The following is a 15,022-nucleotide window of genomic DNA, read 5'->3' as shown; positions in this document are numbered from 1 at the left end:
ATCACGGATTACCGTACTTTACGTTTCGTTTCTGCCGCCGGAGCCATACTTAATAGCTCAGAGGGTTATGAGGAACGATGCAATGCAGCTATTTATCGGCTTTGACGTGGGCGGAACCCACATCAAACACGGCGTGATCAACGAAAACGGCGAAGAACTGACATCCGATGAATATGATACGCCTGACGATGAAAGCACCTTCAAACAGAAGTGGAAAACGGTGGTGGATAAATACCGCCAGGAGCATGAGATCGTCGGCATCGGCGTGAGTTTTCCGGGCCACATCAATCACCTTACCGGCGAAGCGGCCAAGGCCGGGGCGCTGGATTACCTTGACGGCGAGAACCTGTGCGAGCTTTTCGCACAGCTGACCGATCTCCCTGTAACAACCGAAAATGACGCCAACTGCGCGGCGCTGGGCGAACGCTGGCAGGGCGCCGGTAAGGACTATGAGCATTTCGTCTGCATCACCATCGGCACCGGCATCGGCGGCGGTATCGTCATGGAGGGCGATCTCTACCGTGGGTCGCACTACCGGGCGGGTGAGTTTGGCGTGCTGCCCGTTGGCAACAACGGCGAGCCGATGCACGAAGTGGCGTCCGCCAGCGGCCTGATGAAAGCCTGCCGCCGCGCGCTGGCCGTGTCGGAAGATGAGATGCCTGACGGTGAGGAGCTGTTTAAACGCATGGACAGTGACGTGCATCTGCGTGAGGCCATAGAAGAGTGGGCGCATTTCCTCTCGCGGGGCATCTACAGCGTGATCTCCATGTTTGATCCGCAGGCGGTGCTAATTGGCGGCGGCATTAGCGAGCAGGAGAAAATCTATCTCCTGCTGGATAAATACCTACAGCGATTCGAGGAGTGGGAGGCGCTCCGGGTGCCCATCCTTCCCTGCGAGCTGGGTAACCAGGCGGGAAGGCTGGGCGCGGTCTGGCTGGCTAAGCAGAAGCAGGCGCGCAGCGCTTAACGCTTAGGGAAATAACTGCGCGTCGCGTAGCACATGGTCATTGCCACGACGACGCGTAAACCCGATGCGGTTGAAATACTCCAGGATCTGAATCGCCAGTTTGCGTCCCACGTTCAGCCGATCGCGGAAGTCTGCGGCGCAGGTTGATCCGCGCGCCTGATCCAGCTCCCGGATCAGGTTCGCAAACGCCACGATCCGATCGTTGCGGTAATAACGATCTTTCACGATCGCCACAATCATCCCCTGCTGCGCCGCATGGCGCAGTACCTGACGCATCAGCTGCTCATCGGTATGGGTTTCACGCGCCAGATCGCGCACCCACCACGGTTCATCGCCAAAAAGCGCTGCCACTTTTTGCCAGACCGCGTCCTGCTCAGCGGTAAAACCAGCCTTGTGTTCCGGCAGGTGTAGCCAGCCGTGATGACTTGCAATCACGCCGCTTTCACGCATGTTTTCAATCAGCAACAGCACCAGCGCGTCGTCTTCCATGGGCAACGCCATGCGCCGCAGACGTTCACGGCCCGGACCGGGCTCATCCTGATGCTGTTCATGGTAGGTCGCCAACGTGCTCAGCACTTTGCGCTGCCAGCGCGCCGCCACCGGCGCGTTCAGCAGGCTGTTCCCGGCCTGAATAAAACCCGGCTCCTGCGTCAGAAGACGCAATCCTTCGCCGCTGAGCTGGCGCGCCCAGGCGAACGCCGCCAGATCCACCGCACCACGCTCAAGGTGGATATCTAACGCAGACTTATCATCGCGGGCCTGGGCCAGCGCGGCCAGCCACTGTAAATACTCGGGCTTACGCTTGCCACGACGGGGCGGATCCAGCATGACCACGCGCGCGCCCGCCAGCGTTTCCCGCGCCGAAATATCGCGCAGAACCAGGCGGTCGTTATCCGCCAGCCAGAGCGGGGAGTCGAACACCAGTTCGGCGAGATCGTTTTCCAGCAGCGACACGCGTCCGGTGATGTGGCTGGCCGCGTGGTGGATATGCAGCGGCTGCCACTGGGTCAGCGGCGTGTGGGTCTGGAGTGAAACGATGATCCGTTCAGAAGGCTCCGGCGGCGCGTCGGCCAGCAGCCAGTCGCCGCGGTTAAGCTGGTCTTTTTCGGCATCACCGGCAATATTCAGCGCGATACGCTGCCCGGCGTGGGCCCGTTCCACCGGCTGGTTTTGCGCGTGCAGCCCGCGCACGCGCATCGGTTTGTTCACGCCCGTCAGCCACAGGGTATCGCCCACGTTCACTTCGCCGCTCAGCGCGGTACCGGTCACCACCAGCCCGGCCCCTTTCACGGTAAACGCCCTGTCGATCGCCAGACGGAAGCGGTGATGGCTGGCCTGTTCACGAGACGGGATCTGCTGCAAATGGTCGCGAAGAGCGTCGATACCGCGGCCTTCTGTCGCCACTGTGACAAACAATGCGGCATCCTTAAAACCGTATTCACTCAGCGCCGTCAGCACCTCTTCACGCACCTCGTCGATTCGCGCCTCATCCACACGGTCCGCTTTGGTGAGGGCGACGGTCAACTGCGGGTTTCCCGTCAGCTGGAGGATCGCCAGATGCTCGCGCGTTTGCGCCATCACCCCGTCATCGCACGCGACCACCAGCAGAGCATGATCGATCCCGCCCACGCCCGCGAGCATATTGGAAAGAAACTTCTCGTGGCCGGGCACGTCGATAAAGCCCAGCACGCGACCGTCGGGCTGCGGCCAGTAGGCGTAACCCAGGTCAATGGTCATGCCGCGCTTTTTCTCTTCCGGCAGGCGATCGGCATTCACGCCTGTAATGGCCTGCAATAACGTGGTTTTGCCGTGGTCAACGTGACCGGCGGTGGCAATAATCATTTCAACATCATCTCCAGAAACCGCACTTCATCTTCCAGACAGCGTAAATCCAGCCACATGCGCCCGTCACCGATCCGGCCAATCACCGGCGTCGGTAATGCGCGCCAGCGCGCCGACAGCGCCTCAAGCTGGCTTCCGCGTCCGTCGCGCGGGGTGAACGTCAGCGCTTCGCTCGGTAACCTGTCCACCGGCAGCGAGCCGCTGCCAATTTGCGACAGGCAAGGCTCGATACGAACGTCAAACTCAGGGTAATGAGGAGCAACCTGCGGCAGTAGCGCTTCCGCCTGCGCGCGAATGGAGGCCGCATCACGGCTCAGCAAACGCAACGTGGGCAGGCGGTCAGCCAGTTTCTCCGGGTGGAGATAGAGCCGCAGCGTGGCTTCCAGCGCGGCCAGCGTCATTTTATCGGCACGCAGGGCGCGCTTCAGCGGATGCTGCTGTAGCTGCGCAATCAGCTCGCGCCTGCCGACGATAATCCCCGCCTGCGGCCCGCCCAGCAGTTTATCGCCAGAGAAACTGACCAGGCTGACGCCCGCGGCGATCATCTCCTGCACCATCGGCTCTTTCGGCAGACCGTACTGGCGCATATCCACCAGCGACCCGCTGCCGAGATCGGCAATCACCGGCACGTTTAGCTCGCGCCCGATGGCGGCCAGTTCAGCCTCTTCCACCGTTTTGGTGAACCCCTCAATATGGTAATTGCTGGTATGCACTTTCATCAGCAGGGCGGTATTTTCATTCACCGCCGCGCGATAATCTTTTGCATGGGTACGGTTGGTTGTGCCCACTTCATGCAGCGTGCAGCCCGCCTGGCGCATGACGTCCGGAATACGAAACGCCCCGCCGATCTCCACCAGCTCGCCGCGAGAGACGACAACCTCTTTTCCGCTCGCGGTGGCCGCCAGCATTAACAGCACCGCCGCCGCGTTGTTATTCACAATGCAGGCATCTTCCGCGCCGGTGATCTGGCAGAGAAGATCCGCCAGCGCGCGATCGCGATGCCCACGCCCGGCGCCGTCCAGATCGTACTCCAGCGTCACCGGCGAGCGCATGGCACGGGTGACGGCCTCTGTTGCCTCTTCGGCCTGCTGTGCCCGGCCCAGATTGGTGTGCAGAACCGTGCCTGTCAGGTTAATAACCGGGCGCAACGCGCTTTGCCCGTGCTTGCTCAGCCTGCGTTCAACTTCCTGCTCCCACGCCTCGCACCAGCCGGGTAGCGCGTTCTCAGCCTGAATATGGCGACGCGCATCGTCCTGAAGCTGGCGTAGCATGTCGACCGTTGCAGTATGGCCAAACTGCTCCAGCACCGCAGTGATGCGCGGGTCACGAAGCAGACGATCGGTAGCGGGGATCTGGCTGTAGAGGGAATGTTGAGTAGTCATGAATGCGCCTGGCGAGTAAATATCTTCCCCCCTCCCGACGGGAGAGGGAGTTAACATGTGGGGGGATTGTACCGCCTCCCGCCAGGAAGTGTTATAACCCGCATCAAGCCTTTGGCGGTTCAGTCCGGGCAAAACTTTCGCGCTGGAAGAGCGTTTCCGCCAGTTTGACCAGCAGCGGACGATCCACGCACCAGCCCGGCGAGACGCGGCGGAAATTGAGGTAGCCAATGGCGCAGGCGATGGCGATCGTCGCCAGATTCAGGCTATCGCTCTGAATTTTCCCGTCGCGGATCAGCTGTTCGCACATATCCAGGCTGCGGCTGATTTTTTCGCGCTGGCGCAGCAGCTCATTTTCTGACTGCTGGGCGGCGGGCCTTGCCTGTTCGCGTACGGACGTTAATGCCGCATCCATAATGCCATCCGCCAGGGCTTCAATTTGCTTCATCGCCAGCGCTGCTTTTGGGTCCGCCGGCAGCATGGCTGGCGCAACGCCAAGCAGTTCGATGTACTCCGCAATGATCGGGGAATCAAACCAGTAGTCGCCCTCGTCCGTTACCAGCGCCGGGACTTTCCCCAGCGGGTTGTACTGCGCAACGCCGTTCTCTGCGTTGTAGGGCTGTTCATTCACGAATTCAAATTCAATCCCTTTCTCCAGCAGGAGAATCGAAATCTTACGCACGAAAGGACTGGTATAACTGCCGATGAGTTTCATTGCTTATCCTTAATGCCCACAAAGAGGTCAGTATGGATCAAGCCGTGGAAAAAGGCAGGTGTGCGTATCGCATTCCTGCCGTGAGGGGATACGGAAGAAATCTGCATAAAAATATTTTGTGAATCAAATCACAATCTGGAAACAAACAGCCAACGTAACATTGTGATGCAAATCACAAAACGCCGCCCATTTTGGCGTAATTCTGAGCGATGTATTTTTTTTACACACTCATTATGTGATCGCGATCACTTCATTAATGTCCTCACCCCCTACATTCATGTGATTCAGATCACACAAAATTTCGCTGTCTGGACAGTTGAACGATTCAGTGCCAGATTTCACAGCATCAGAACAGGGCCCGGCTACCTCTGCCGCCGCACATTAACGATAAACCTCGGGCCACAAGCCTAAGCGTAAACATAAGAAGGGGTGTTTTATGTCATCCGATTTCAAGATCAAAGTGCAAAGCTTTGGTCGTTTCCTCAGCAACATGGTGATGCCAAATATCGGCGCGTTTATCGCGTGGGGTATTATCACCGCATTATTTATTCCGACAGGGTGGTTGCCTAACGAAACGCTGGCAAAACTTGTTGGCCCAATGATTACCTATCTCCTGCCGCTGCTCATCGGTTATACCGGTGGTCGTCTGGTGGGCGGTGACCGTGGTGGCGTCGTGGGTGCCATCACAACCATGGGTGTTATCGTCGGTGCGGATATGCCGATGTTCCTCGGTGCGATGATTGCCGGTCCTCTGGGCGGCTGGGCGATCAAGAAATTTGACGTCTGGGTTGATGGCAAGATCAAATCCGGCTTCGAAATGCTGGTGAACAACTTCTCTGCGGGCATCATCGGGATGATCCTCGCGATTCTGGCGTTCCTCGGCATTGGCCCGGCGGTTGAAGTGCTGTCCAAGCTGCTGGCGGCGGGCGTTAACTTCATGGTGGCGCACGACATGCTGCCACTGGCGTCTATCTTCGTTGAACCGGCGAAAATCCTGTTCCTGAACAACGCCATCAACCACGGTATCTTCTCACCGCTGGGTATTCAGCAGTCACACGATCTCGGCAAGTCCATCTTCTTCCTGATTGAAGCGAACCCGGGTCCGGGTATGGGCGTTCTGCTGGCATACATGTTCTTTGGTCGCGGCAGCGCGAAACAGTCTGCTGGCGGCGCGGCGATCATTCACTTCCTGGGCGGTATTCACGAAATTTACTTCCCGTATGTGCTGATGAACCCACGTCTGATCCTGGCCGTTATCCTTGGCGGTATGACCGGCGTGTTCACCCTGAGCGTGCTGGGCGGTGGTCTGGTGTCTCCTGCTTCTCCGGGCTCTATCCTGGCGGTGCTGGCGATGACCCCGAAAGGCGCCTACTTCGCGAACATCGCGGCGATCTGTGCGGCCATGGCGGTCTCCTTCGTGGCCTCCGCTATCCTGCTGAAAACCAGCAAGGTGAAAGAAGACGACGATATCGAAGCGGCAACCCGTCGTATGCATGACATGAAAGCCGAATCCAAAGGCGCAACGCCGCTGGCGGCGGGCGATGTCTCTAACGACCTGAGCCACGTGCGTAAAATCATCGTGGCCTGTGATGCCGGTATGGGCTCCAGCGCAATGGGTGCGGGCGTACTGCGTAAGAAAGTGCAGGATGCGGGTCTGACCAACATCTCCGTCACCAACAGCGCGATTAACAGCCTGCCGCCGGACGTTGACCTGGTGATCACGCACCGCGATCTGACCGAACGCGCTATGCGTCAGGTACCGCAGGCACAGCACATTTCCCTGACCAACTTCCTCGACAGCGGCCTGTACGCCAGCCTGACCGAACGCCTGGTGGCGGCGCAGCGCCATGAAGATAACGAAGTGAAAGTGCGTACCAGCCTGCAAGACAGCTTCGACGAGAGCAACGCGCATCTGTTCAAACTGGGCGCTGAAAACATCTTCCTTGGCCGCACGGCGACCAATAAAGAAGAGGCCATTCGCTTCGCCGGTGAGCAGCTGGTGAAAGGCGGCTACGTTCAGCCTGAGTACGTTGAGGCGATGCTGGAACGCGAAAAGCTGACCCCAACCTACCTGGGTGAATCCATCGCGGTTCCACACGGTACGGTGGAAGCCAAAGACCGCGTGCTGAAAACCGGCGTGGTGTTCTGTCAGTATCCTGATGGTGTGCGCTTCGGTGAAGAAGAGGACGACATCGCCCGTCTGGTGATTGGTATCGCCGCTCGCAACAACGAGCATATCCAGGTGATTACCAGCCTGACCAACGCGCTGGATGACGAAACGGTTATTGAGCGTCTGGCCAACACCACCAGCGTTGAAGAAGTTCTGGCATTGCTGAACAAGTAACAGCGCCTCTTCCCTCTCCCCCCGGGGAGAGGGCTAGGGTGAGGGGAAAACGTTCCTCACCCCAGCCCTCTCGGGTAAAAACATTGATGAAGGTTAACACTATGAAAGCATTACATTTTGGCGCAGGTAATATCGGTCGTGGCTTTATCGGTAAACTGCTGGCAGACGCGGGCATTACCCTGACATTCGCCGATGTGAATCAGGTGGTTCTGGATGCCCTGAATGCCCGTCATAGCTATCAGGTTCACGTGGTGGGTGAAAACGAAAAGGTTGAAACGGTCTCTGGCGTCAACGCGGTAAGCAGCATTGGCGACGACGTGATTGACCTCATCGCGAGCGTTGATCTGGTCACCACCGCCGTGGGTCCGGTGGTGCTTGAGCGTATCGCCCCGGCGGTTGCGAAAGGCCTGGCGAAACGTAAAGCACAGGGCGTTGAAACGCCGCTGAACATCATCGCCTGTGAAAACATGGTGCGCGGCACCACGCAACTGAAAGGCCACGTTATGGCAGCCGTCGCCGACGAAGATAAAGCCTGGGTTGAAGCGCACGTCGGTTTTGTGGATTCCGCCGTGGATCGCATCGTTCCGCCGTCAGAATCCGCCACCAACGACCCGCTGGAAGTGACCGTGGAAACCTTCAGCGAGTGGATCGTCGATAAAACCCAGTTTAAGGGCGCGCTGCCGACCATTCCGGGAATGGAATTAACCAATAATCTGATGGCATTTGTCGAACGTAAACTCTTCACGCTGAACACCGGGCATGCTATAACCGCGTACCTCGGAAAATTGGCCGGTCATCAGACGATTCGTGACGCGATCCTCGATGAGAACATCCGTGCGGTGGTCAAAGGGGCAATGGAAGAGAGCGGCGCGGTGCTGATCAAACGCTACGGTTTTGATGCTGATAAACACGCAGCATACATCCAGAAAATCCTCGGTCGTTTTGAAAACCCGTATCTGAAAGATGACGTTGAGCGCGTGGGTCGTCAGCCGCTGCGCAAACTGAGGGCGGGTGACCGCCTGATTAAACCGCTGCTGGGCACGCTGGAATACGGCCTGCCGCACGCCAACCTGGTGAAAGGGATTGCCGCCGCGATGCACTACCGCAGCGAGCAGGACCCGCAGGCGATTGAGCTGGCTCAGCTGATTGATGACAAAGGCGCGCAGGCTGCGCTGGCGCAGATCTCCGGTCTGGACGCCAACAGCGACGTGGTTGTGGAGGCGGTTAACGCATACAACGCAACCAAATGATGCAGAGTCCGGCGCAGGTTAGCCTGCGCCCGAATAACAGATTGTCAGATATGCAGGCAATAATGGAACAAACCCAGGCCTTTGAAAATCGTGTGCTTGAGCGTCTGAATGCTGGCAAAACCGTACGAAGTTTCCTGATTGCCGCCGTCGAGCTGTTAACCGAGGCGGTGAACATTCTGGTGCTTCAGGTGTTTCGCAAAGACGACTACGCGGTAAAGTATGCTGTAGAACCGTTACTGGACGGAGACGGACCGCTGGGCGATTTATCGGTACGGCTGAAGCTGATTTACGGTCTTGGCGTGCTGAACCGCCAGGAGTATGAGGACGCCGAGCTGTTAATGGCGCTGCGCGAAGAGCTCAATCATGACGGTAATGAGTACACCTTTACCGATGATGAGATACTGGGGCCCTTCGGCGAACTGCACTGCGTATCCGCGCTCCCTCCCGCACCTCAGTTTGATAACAGCGACCCAGAGCTGTACGCGATGCAAAAGCTGCGTTATCAACAGGTTGTGCGCTCCACCATGGTGCTTTCCCTGACTGAGCTGATTTCTAAAATCAGCTTAAAAAAAGCGTTTCAGAAGTAAGCCCGCACACATTGGTGTATCCTTCCCTGTAAATTCCCCGTTTTCAGAGTTATTTGTCATGAAAGAAGTCGAAAAGAACGAAATTAAACGCCTGAGCGACCGTCTGGATCTGATCCGCCATCAGATGGCTGGCCTCTCCCTGGTCGATTCCGCCGAGAAATATGCCGAGCTGGAAAAAGAGTCCGTGAAGCTGGAGGCGGAAATTGAGCGCCTGCGCGAAGTGAAAGGCCAGAAGCTGAGTAAAGAAGCGCAGAAGCTGATGAACATGCCGCATCGCCGCGCGATCACCAAAAAAGAGCAGGCCGACATGGGTAAGCTGAAGAAAAGCGTCCGTGGCCTGGTGGTGGTGCACCCGATGACTGAGCTTGGCCGCGAAATGGGCCTGAAAGAGATGACGGGTTTTTGTAAGACCGCGTTTTGATCGTCCTCCCCTGCCGCTGCGGCAGGGGAAACTCAGTTGTAAATCAGGTTAAACGTCGCCATCGCATCCGCTTTTCCCGCCGTCACGTTCTCTTCCGTCTGAATGTAATGCGCATCAAACCAGAAGGTTTGCGTCTGGTTATCCCCCACTTGCCCAAGCGCCGACACCTGCGGGGTGTTCCACGGTACCACCTGCCCCTGAACCGAACCGGTATTGTCACCGTAAAGCAGTTCGATCCCGACACCGCTGGCGCTATTCTCCTGCTTCGTCAACGCCAGCGCCCGATCGTTGCCCGGCGTGGTATCGCCAAAGAAACCCATCTTCACCGCTGTGTTATTTTCGCAGGTCACCGGAATGCTGAAGCGTCCGCCTCCGGCGCGGGAGCCGATGCCGTGAAATTCACGCTGGCTCACGCTCCCCATGGGAACAAGAATGCTGCGAGAGCCCACTGAACAGCTGGTACGCCTGACGGTGAAGCTGGCGAGATGGATCTGTACCGGTGTCGCCACGTTGGTGGCGCTGGCTTGATTTTCTCCCGCCTGCAATATCAGCGATCCGACATTTTGCTCCTGGGAATTGGCGTTATCGTCAGGCATGGAGCTGGTCGTTGGAATTTTGTAAAACACCACCCAGAACTGCATTTTGTACGTTGAGGCGCTGGCAAAGGCGGGGTTTTGCGATGCGTCGCAAATGCGCCGGGACTCATTGCCATTCACCGGGCTGGTGCCGTCAATATAGCGTATCGCATCGGCGCCGCAGTACTGCTGTTCCCGGAATCCCAGCGCGTAGCCGATGCCGTCGATCTGAGTTTTGTAGACGTGACGTGACGCGCCGTCTTCACCAACCACCGTGCCGACGGGGTTATCCACGTCGACAAAGCCAATACTACGCCAGGCATCATTCCCGCCATCACAGCTGTAGAAATCCGCCCCGGTAGACTGTATCGGCGCTGAGATCGGCGTCCAGTCAGCCGTGCCGGGCGCATACCCAATGGCATAAGGCACCTGAACGACCCACTGATCGCGCGTGGTGCGGCAGGTTGAAGTCTGGGCATGGGCATGAAAACTCAGCATGCCAAAAAGCGAAAGAAGGCTCAGATAGAAAAACCAGTGAATAAAACGACGCATGATATTCCTCTAATGGCACTCAACTGACAGCGTGGCGATACCGGGGGCCATATGCGCTTTTCCCAGTCTGAAAGGTGTCTGGCATTGCTGCTGTTCCCCGTTTTCATACCAGGTGACGCGCAGGGTGCCGCGCTCTGGTACGCCGCTCAGGTAGGCCTGACCGCCGTCAGCGACCATGCTTCGGTTTGCAGAATGGCGGTTCTGCTCCACCACTTCAGCCTGCGCGCCAAACGGCAACGGTTCACCGTGGTAGCGCAGGGAAAACAGAACGCGATAACCAATGTGGGTTTTGTAATTGGCCAGCACCACCGCGCCGCTGGTGGGAATGAGCGTCAGACCGCTCTGCTCAACGTCGACGTTCTCACCCAGCGTCGCCGTATCAAGGCTGACGGTATTTTTGCGATACGCCGAGAGCGTTGGCATGACCGCATAGCCGCGGCTGTCGGTATGGATCCCGTTGTAGCCCTCCGGCTCAACGTTCGCCGCGCCGGGCACGCGTAGCAGGGCGACGGTATCGCCCAGCGGCTGGCTAAGCGTGACGCCATACTGCGTGGCGATAACGCCTCCGGCGAGTCCGAGGCTCGCGTTGCTACCGCTTCGGCTGTGGTCATAACCGAGGCTGACGTTGCCGTAGCCACCGTTGTATTGCAGCGCAAGGCTGGTACTGTCGGCTTGTCCCTCGCTGGCCTTACTCTGCTGAACGCTGTAATTAAGGTTGCGATTCGCCAGCGCACTGCCGTTGAGTGACACCTGCTGAGTGGTCATCCCACGATTGTTGTGGTTGATGAAGTAACTGACCGAGCTGTCCGGTAACCAGTGACCAAGCGGAACATTGACGTTAAACGACACGGTACGATCGGGATGCTGCTCAAGCGCTGAGTCGGTGTAGTCATACCCCGCGCCCCAGGAAATGCCTCGCCAGCTGGTGTACCAGCCAATGTGGATGGTTTTATCCTGCCCGGACGTATGCCAGTAATCCTGCATCCATGCCGAGACGCTGAGGCTGCCGAACTGACCCAGCGTCTGTGAGAAGGTGACCTGCGAGCGGCTACGGCGATTATTGAGTTGCAGCTGTTGGCTGTCAGACTGATTCAGTTCACTAAATTCATAGTAATTGCGCGAGGCATAGCGATAACTCGCCAGGTTGAAGGCGGTGCCGGTAGCGCTGAAATCTTTCTGGTACTGAATGCGCCACGCTTGCCCCATCGCGCTTTTGCCGTCGGGTAAACGGCTTTTTGCCAGCGTATCGTCAATGCCCAGCGAGCCGAATGCGCCAAACCCTCTGCCTACGCCAATTGCACCGGCCTGATAGTTGCTCGCCGTACGAAAGCCGCCATACACCGTCATCCTCGAGAGCAGGCCGTAGAAGAAAGCGCCTTCAACAAACTCAGGTGAACGCGCATCGCCGGAGCCGGAGTGAAATCGTCCGGCGTTGAGGCTGTATTTCAGGCTGCCCAGGCGTCGCATAAACGGCACCGCAGAATAGGGTTGGGTAAAGACGCGCGTTGAGCCGTCACTTTCCGTGATCGTCACCTGTAGATCGCCACTTTGTGCGCCGGGGAACAGATCGTTAATGATAAATGGCCCGGCGGCCACCCAGGTTTCATAGATCACATAGCCATTTTGCGAAACGGAGACTTTAGCGAAGCTGTGTGCGACGCCGCGGATGGTTGGTGCGAAGCCGCGCTGGCTGTCGGGCAACATGCTTTCGCTTGATGTGAGCTGTACCCCGCGAAACGCCACGCTATCGAAGACGTCACCTGCGGTCCAGGCATCGCCGATCCGTAGCTGGCTGTTAAGACGGCGAATATCCCGGGTCAGCCAGCTACTTTGCGACTGAAAATGGTCGCCGCCCGCGTCGCTGTGGCTCCAGGCGGAGGTGTTGCGCAACCGCCACGCCCCCAGATTGATACCGTTACGCAGGCTCAGATAGCTGGATGTCGTGACGCCACGCTGATGATGTGCCTGGCCGCCCGACAGACTGTAATCAGTAAATGCCGCCGGGATACCATCGTCCCACTGCGACTGCGGCACGTAGCCACGGCTGCGGTGTTTCATCGCCGCCTGCGGCAGGCTGAGAAAAAGACGCTGCTGGTTGAAATCATAAGAGGTTCGTGCTGCCGGAATAAAATCCTCGAGGTGCGTGAACGTTTCTCCCTCCTGCAACCGGGAGAATGCAGGAATGGCCCCTACATTTACGCCAAGCGCTTCCAGCAGCGATACGCTAAAAACGGGTTGCAGGTTGCCTTTCTCATTGACGAAGGTGATCTCCTGATGCCGCTCCTCGCGTCCGTTAATCTCCAGCGTCACGAGCCAGGTACCTGGCATTTGCCCGCCCTTTTCAGAGAAATAGTGCAGATCCGCCGTTTTCTGTTCGGTAGAGGAAAGCTCCAGCGCGGCGGGATCAAAGTAATCCTCGGCCATCCCCGCGCGGCTGAAGCTAAGCAGCAACACCGAAAGCGGCGCGTAACGAAACAGGCGAAAAGGCATGGTCTTAAAGAGGCTGGGTGTGGGTGGCGGTGATGGCACCAAAATCATTAATAGCCGACCAGCTTACGCCCCCGGAGGCGGACACAGGCCATTCACGGGTTTCCCCTGGACCGATCATGCCCGGCTGCTCAATTTTATGCCCGCCAACGGACAGCCGATAAAAAGAGACGTAGTATGGCGTCGGGTTGGCGGCCTTAAGCCCTTTTCCCGTCCGCGAAAACGTTATTTTCTGCCAGGCAGTGGCAGCGTCCCCTTTCAGATTGTCCGGGCGATAGAAAATTTTAAATTTCGATTTAACGTTAACTTGTAATTCGTTGCTGCTCTCTTTTGGCTTTGGCGCAATCGCTTTAATATCGAGCCAGAATACAGATTCACGATCTGTGGGCAGCGGAGCGCCGGTATATTGAATACGCAGCGTGTTGGTCTGCTCCGGATCAAGTCTGAACAGAGGTGGCGTGACAATAAATGGCGCAGCGTTATTTTTACCCTGCCCATCGCCTTCAACCCACGACTGAATAAGATAGGGAACCGCACTTTCCATATTAGAAACAGAAAATGCCACCTCCTTGCTGTGTTGTGGGTATACGATCCGTGTTCCCCCCATTACAACGCCAGCGGAAACTGACGCAGAACTAACCATTAATGCAGTGAGCATAATATACGATAAACGTTTCATCATTATTATCTCTGGAGGTGGCTGACAGTGAAATCAGTTATAAACCATCAGGAAGTTAGAAACGGCGTTAACATCGCCGGCGTTGATTTCCGTGCCATCTTTGTCAAGTGCGGCATAGAAAGTTAATTCAGCATTGCCTTCTGCATCCGGTGCGGTTGTTTCAGATACCGTACCCGGTTTAATCGCGGTGCTGCGATCGCTGTTATAAAGCTTCACGCCGACACCCGTCGCCATACCTTCGCCTGGCGTAACCTGTAGCAGTGTGTCATTCACCGTATCTTTGGTTCCGTCAAACAGTACCGCAACCGATTCAACCGTCTTCGGGCAGTTTTCCACGTTGATTTTGAACTCGCGCGGCGTCGTTTCGTTGTGATCGTCAAAGTAACTTTGTGCCCACGCCCCAAGGTCTACCGTTTTGTTTTTTGAGGCCGGAGTAATATCACAGGAAATAAGGGTAATCTTCCCGGTAAAATTGATCACCCCGCCCGTACTTTGCGAACCCGCACCGGTATCCAGAGAAGCATTAACGCCAGAATCACTGCTTGCCAGTACCGATTGAGAAGATAACAGCAGCCCCGCCGCGGCAATCGCCAGCGCCACATTTTTGATTTTCATTTGGAACACTTTCCCCTCTGTAAATTAAACAGATATAGACTTGTTGTACCAGGTACAATAACCGCTATAAGGATTTAAAAACGCCACCGAAAGGGTTTTAGCAGAATGGGTGACGCGACCTTATAGAATAAAGCAGGGTCCATCCCATGGTGATAATCCGTATATTTTCAGAAGGCCATACACAGATATCCTTCAACTGAGGAATGACTTCTGGCCGAAAATAACACTGAATACGTTGTGGTTAGTAATAAATTTAAAATCTTCTGTAACGTTGCTTCTGAATAAATAGTAAATCAAATACCTTTTAACGTCTACGTATTGAAAAGTAATACGCCGCGTCTGTAAACATTCTTGAATTAACACTCAGCTAACAAATTTAACCCCTTTCGATTGCCCTGATAATTATTAATCTGCTTTTAATACCGCAACTAAATTACAAGTAAGCCAACTGATCATTGTTTGATCAATTTATTTCAGAATATTATTAGCCAAAAAATGTCACTTCAGCAAAAAATTCTTTCCCTTTATCCTGAAAAATCACGGTTAAACAGGATATTTCCTTATCGATCAGCAATTGATCGTTTGTAATACACTGTTAAAATCTATATG

The 15,022-nt window shown here is 56.3% G+C and carries 12 protein-coding genes; 5 read left to right on the top strand and 7 right to left on the bottom strand.

Annotated elements, in window-relative coordinates; all coding sequences use genetic code 11:
- Window positions 1–82: 82 nt before the first annotated feature.
- Window positions 83–967: an ROK family protein gene (locus ACNQ0W_RS18100; protein WP_062933745.1), complete on the top strand. Its 885-nt coding sequence runs from the start codon at window positions 83–85 to the stop codon at window positions 965–967.
- A 3-nt stretch (window positions 968–970) separates the two neighbouring features.
- Here the strand turns inward: ACNQ0W_RS18100 and selB are convergent, their stop codons facing one another.
- From selB to ACNQ0W_RS18085, 3 genes are all read right to left on the bottom strand, one after another.
- Window positions 971–2,809, bottom strand: coding sequence for a selenocysteine-specific translation elongation factor (gene selB, locus ACNQ0W_RS18095; protein WP_062933746.1), 1,839 nt, complete (start codon window positions 2,807–2,809; stop codon window positions 971–973).
- Entirely contained in the window at window positions 2,806–4,191 is a 1,386-nt protein-coding gene (gene selA, locus ACNQ0W_RS18090; protein ID WP_062933747.1) for an L-seryl-tRNA(Sec) selenium transferase, read from the bottom strand. The genes selB and selA overlap by 4 nt, the downstream gene beginning before the upstream one ends.
- A 103-nt stretch (window positions 4,192–4,294) precedes the next feature.
- Window positions 4,295–4,903 carry a glutathione S-transferase gene (locus ACNQ0W_RS18085; RefSeq protein WP_015572763.1) on the bottom strand — a complete coding sequence of 203 codons (609 nt, stop codon included), beginning with the start codon at window positions 4,901–4,903 and terminating at the stop codon, window positions 4,295–4,297.
- A 436-nt stretch (window positions 4,904–5,339) separates the two neighbouring features.
- Between ACNQ0W_RS18085 and ACNQ0W_RS18080 the strand changes: the two genes are divergently transcribed.
- The 4 genes from ACNQ0W_RS18080 (at window position 5,340) to ACNQ0W_RS18065 (ending at window position 9,505) form a co-directional block, all read left to right on the top strand.
- Entirely contained in the window at window positions 5,340–7,247 is a 1,908-nt protein-coding gene (locus ACNQ0W_RS18080) for a PTS mannitol transporter subunit IICBA (protein WP_015572764.1), read from the top strand.
- 101 nt (window positions 7,248–7,348) lie between these two features.
- Window positions 7,349–8,497 carry a mannitol-1-phosphate 5-dehydrogenase gene (mtlD, locus tag ACNQ0W_RS18075; RefSeq protein WP_062933748.1) on the top strand — a complete coding sequence of 383 codons (1,149 nt, stop codon included), beginning with the start codon at window positions 7,349–7,351 and terminating at the stop codon, window positions 8,495–8,497.
- Window positions 8,494–9,084, top strand: a complete 591-nt coding sequence (gene mtlR / locus ACNQ0W_RS18070) for a mannitol operon repressor MtlR (protein WP_015572766.1) — start codon at window positions 8,494–8,496, stop codon at window positions 9,082–9,084. Before mtlD ends, mtlR begins: the two co-directional genes overlap by 4 nt.
- Before the next feature lie 58 nt (window positions 9,085–9,142).
- The gene (locus ACNQ0W_RS18065) at window positions 9,143–9,505 is read left to right on the top strand and encodes a YibL family ribosome-associated protein (protein WP_015572767.1); all 363 of its coding nucleotides are present in this window, start codon (window positions 9,143–9,145) and stop codon (window positions 9,503–9,505) included.
- A gap of 32 nt (window positions 9,506–9,537) precedes the next feature.
- On the opposite strand, the gene ACNQ0W_RS18060 is transcribed toward ACNQ0W_RS18065, so the two are convergent.
- Genes ACNQ0W_RS18060 through ACNQ0W_RS18045 form a run of 4 tightly spaced genes read right to left on the bottom strand, consistent with a single transcriptional unit; the run spans window position 9,538 to window position 14,413 of the window.
- Window positions 9,538–10,632 carry a fimbrial protein gene (locus ACNQ0W_RS18060; protein WP_062933749.1) on the bottom strand — a complete coding sequence of 365 codons (1,095 nt, stop codon included), beginning with the start codon at window positions 10,630–10,632 and terminating at the stop codon, window positions 9,538–9,540.
- A gap of 9 nt (window positions 10,633–10,641) precedes the next feature.
- Window positions 10,642–13,122, bottom strand: a complete 2,481-nt coding sequence (locus ACNQ0W_RS18055; protein ID WP_062933750.1) for a fimbria/pilus outer membrane usher protein — start codon at window positions 13,120–13,122, stop codon at window positions 10,642–10,644.
- A 4-nt stretch (window positions 13,123–13,126) separates the two neighbouring features.
- Entirely contained in the window at window positions 13,127–13,801 is a 675-nt protein-coding gene (locus ACNQ0W_RS18050) for a molecular chaperone (protein ID WP_045911847.1), read from the bottom strand.
- A 30-nt stretch (window positions 13,802–13,831) separates the two neighbouring features.
- Window positions 13,832–14,413: a fimbrial protein gene (locus tag ACNQ0W_RS18045; RefSeq protein WP_062933751.1), complete on the bottom strand. Its 582-nt coding sequence runs from the start codon at window positions 14,411–14,413 to the stop codon at window positions 13,832–13,834.
- Window positions 14,414–15,022 lie beyond the last annotated feature (609 nt).

This window comes from Enterobacter cloacae complex sp. 6730903 (genome assembly GCF_048283985.1).
Lineage (GTDB): Bacteria > Pseudomonadota > Gammaproteobacteria > Enterobacterales > Enterobacteriaceae > Enterobacter > Enterobacter hormaechei_C.
Note: the sequence above shows the minus strand (reverse complement) of the source record. Positions and strands in the feature narration are given on the sequence as shown.

What these genes read in the sequence shown, in the direction of transcription:
- mtlD (WP_062933748.1), top strand. Translation starts at nt 7,349, where the DNA reads ATGAAAGCATTACATTTTGGCGCAGGTAATATCGGTCGTGGCTTTATC.
- selB (WP_062933746.1), bottom strand. Translation starts at nt 2,809, where the DNA reads ATGATTATTGCCACCGCCGGTCACGTTGACCACGGCAAAACCACGTTA.
- ACNQ0W_RS18080 (WP_015572764.1), top strand. Translation starts at nt 5,340, where the DNA reads ATGTCATCCGATTTCAAGATCAAAGTGCAAAGCTTTGGTCGTTTCCTC.
- selA (WP_062933747.1), bottom strand. Translation starts at nt 4,191, where the DNA reads ATGACTACTCAACATTCCCTCTACAGCCAGATCCCCGCTACCGATCGT.
- ACNQ0W_RS18050 (WP_045911847.1), bottom strand. Translation starts at nt 13,801, where the DNA reads ATGATGAAACGTTTATCGTATATTATGCTCACTGCATTAATGGTTAGT.
- ACNQ0W_RS18065 (WP_015572767.1), top strand. Translation starts at nt 9,143, where the DNA reads ATGAAAGAAGTCGAAAAGAACGAAATTAAACGCCTGAGCGACCGTCTG.
- ACNQ0W_RS18085 (WP_015572763.1), bottom strand. Translation starts at nt 4,903, where the DNA reads ATGAAACTCATCGGCAGTTATACCAGTCCTTTCGTGCGTAAGATTTCG.
- ACNQ0W_RS18045 (WP_062933751.1), bottom strand. Translation starts at nt 14,413, where the DNA reads ATGAAAATCAAAAATGTGGCGCTGGCGATTGCCGCGGCGGGGCTGCTG.
- ACNQ0W_RS18055 (WP_062933750.1), bottom strand. Translation starts at nt 13,122, where the DNA reads ATGCCTTTTCGCCTGTTTCGTTACGCGCCGCTTTCGGTGTTGCTGCTT.
- mtlR (WP_015572766.1), top strand. Translation starts at nt 8,494, where the DNA reads ATGATGCAGAGTCCGGCGCAGGTTAGCCTGCGCCCGAATAACAGATTG.
- ACNQ0W_RS18100 (WP_062933745.1), top strand. Translation starts at nt 83, where the DNA reads ATGCAGCTATTTATCGGCTTTGACGTGGGCGGAACCCACATCAAACAC.
- ACNQ0W_RS18060 (WP_062933749.1), bottom strand. Translation starts at nt 10,632, where the DNA reads ATGCGTCGTTTTATTCACTGGTTTTTCTATCTGAGCCTTCTTTCGCTT.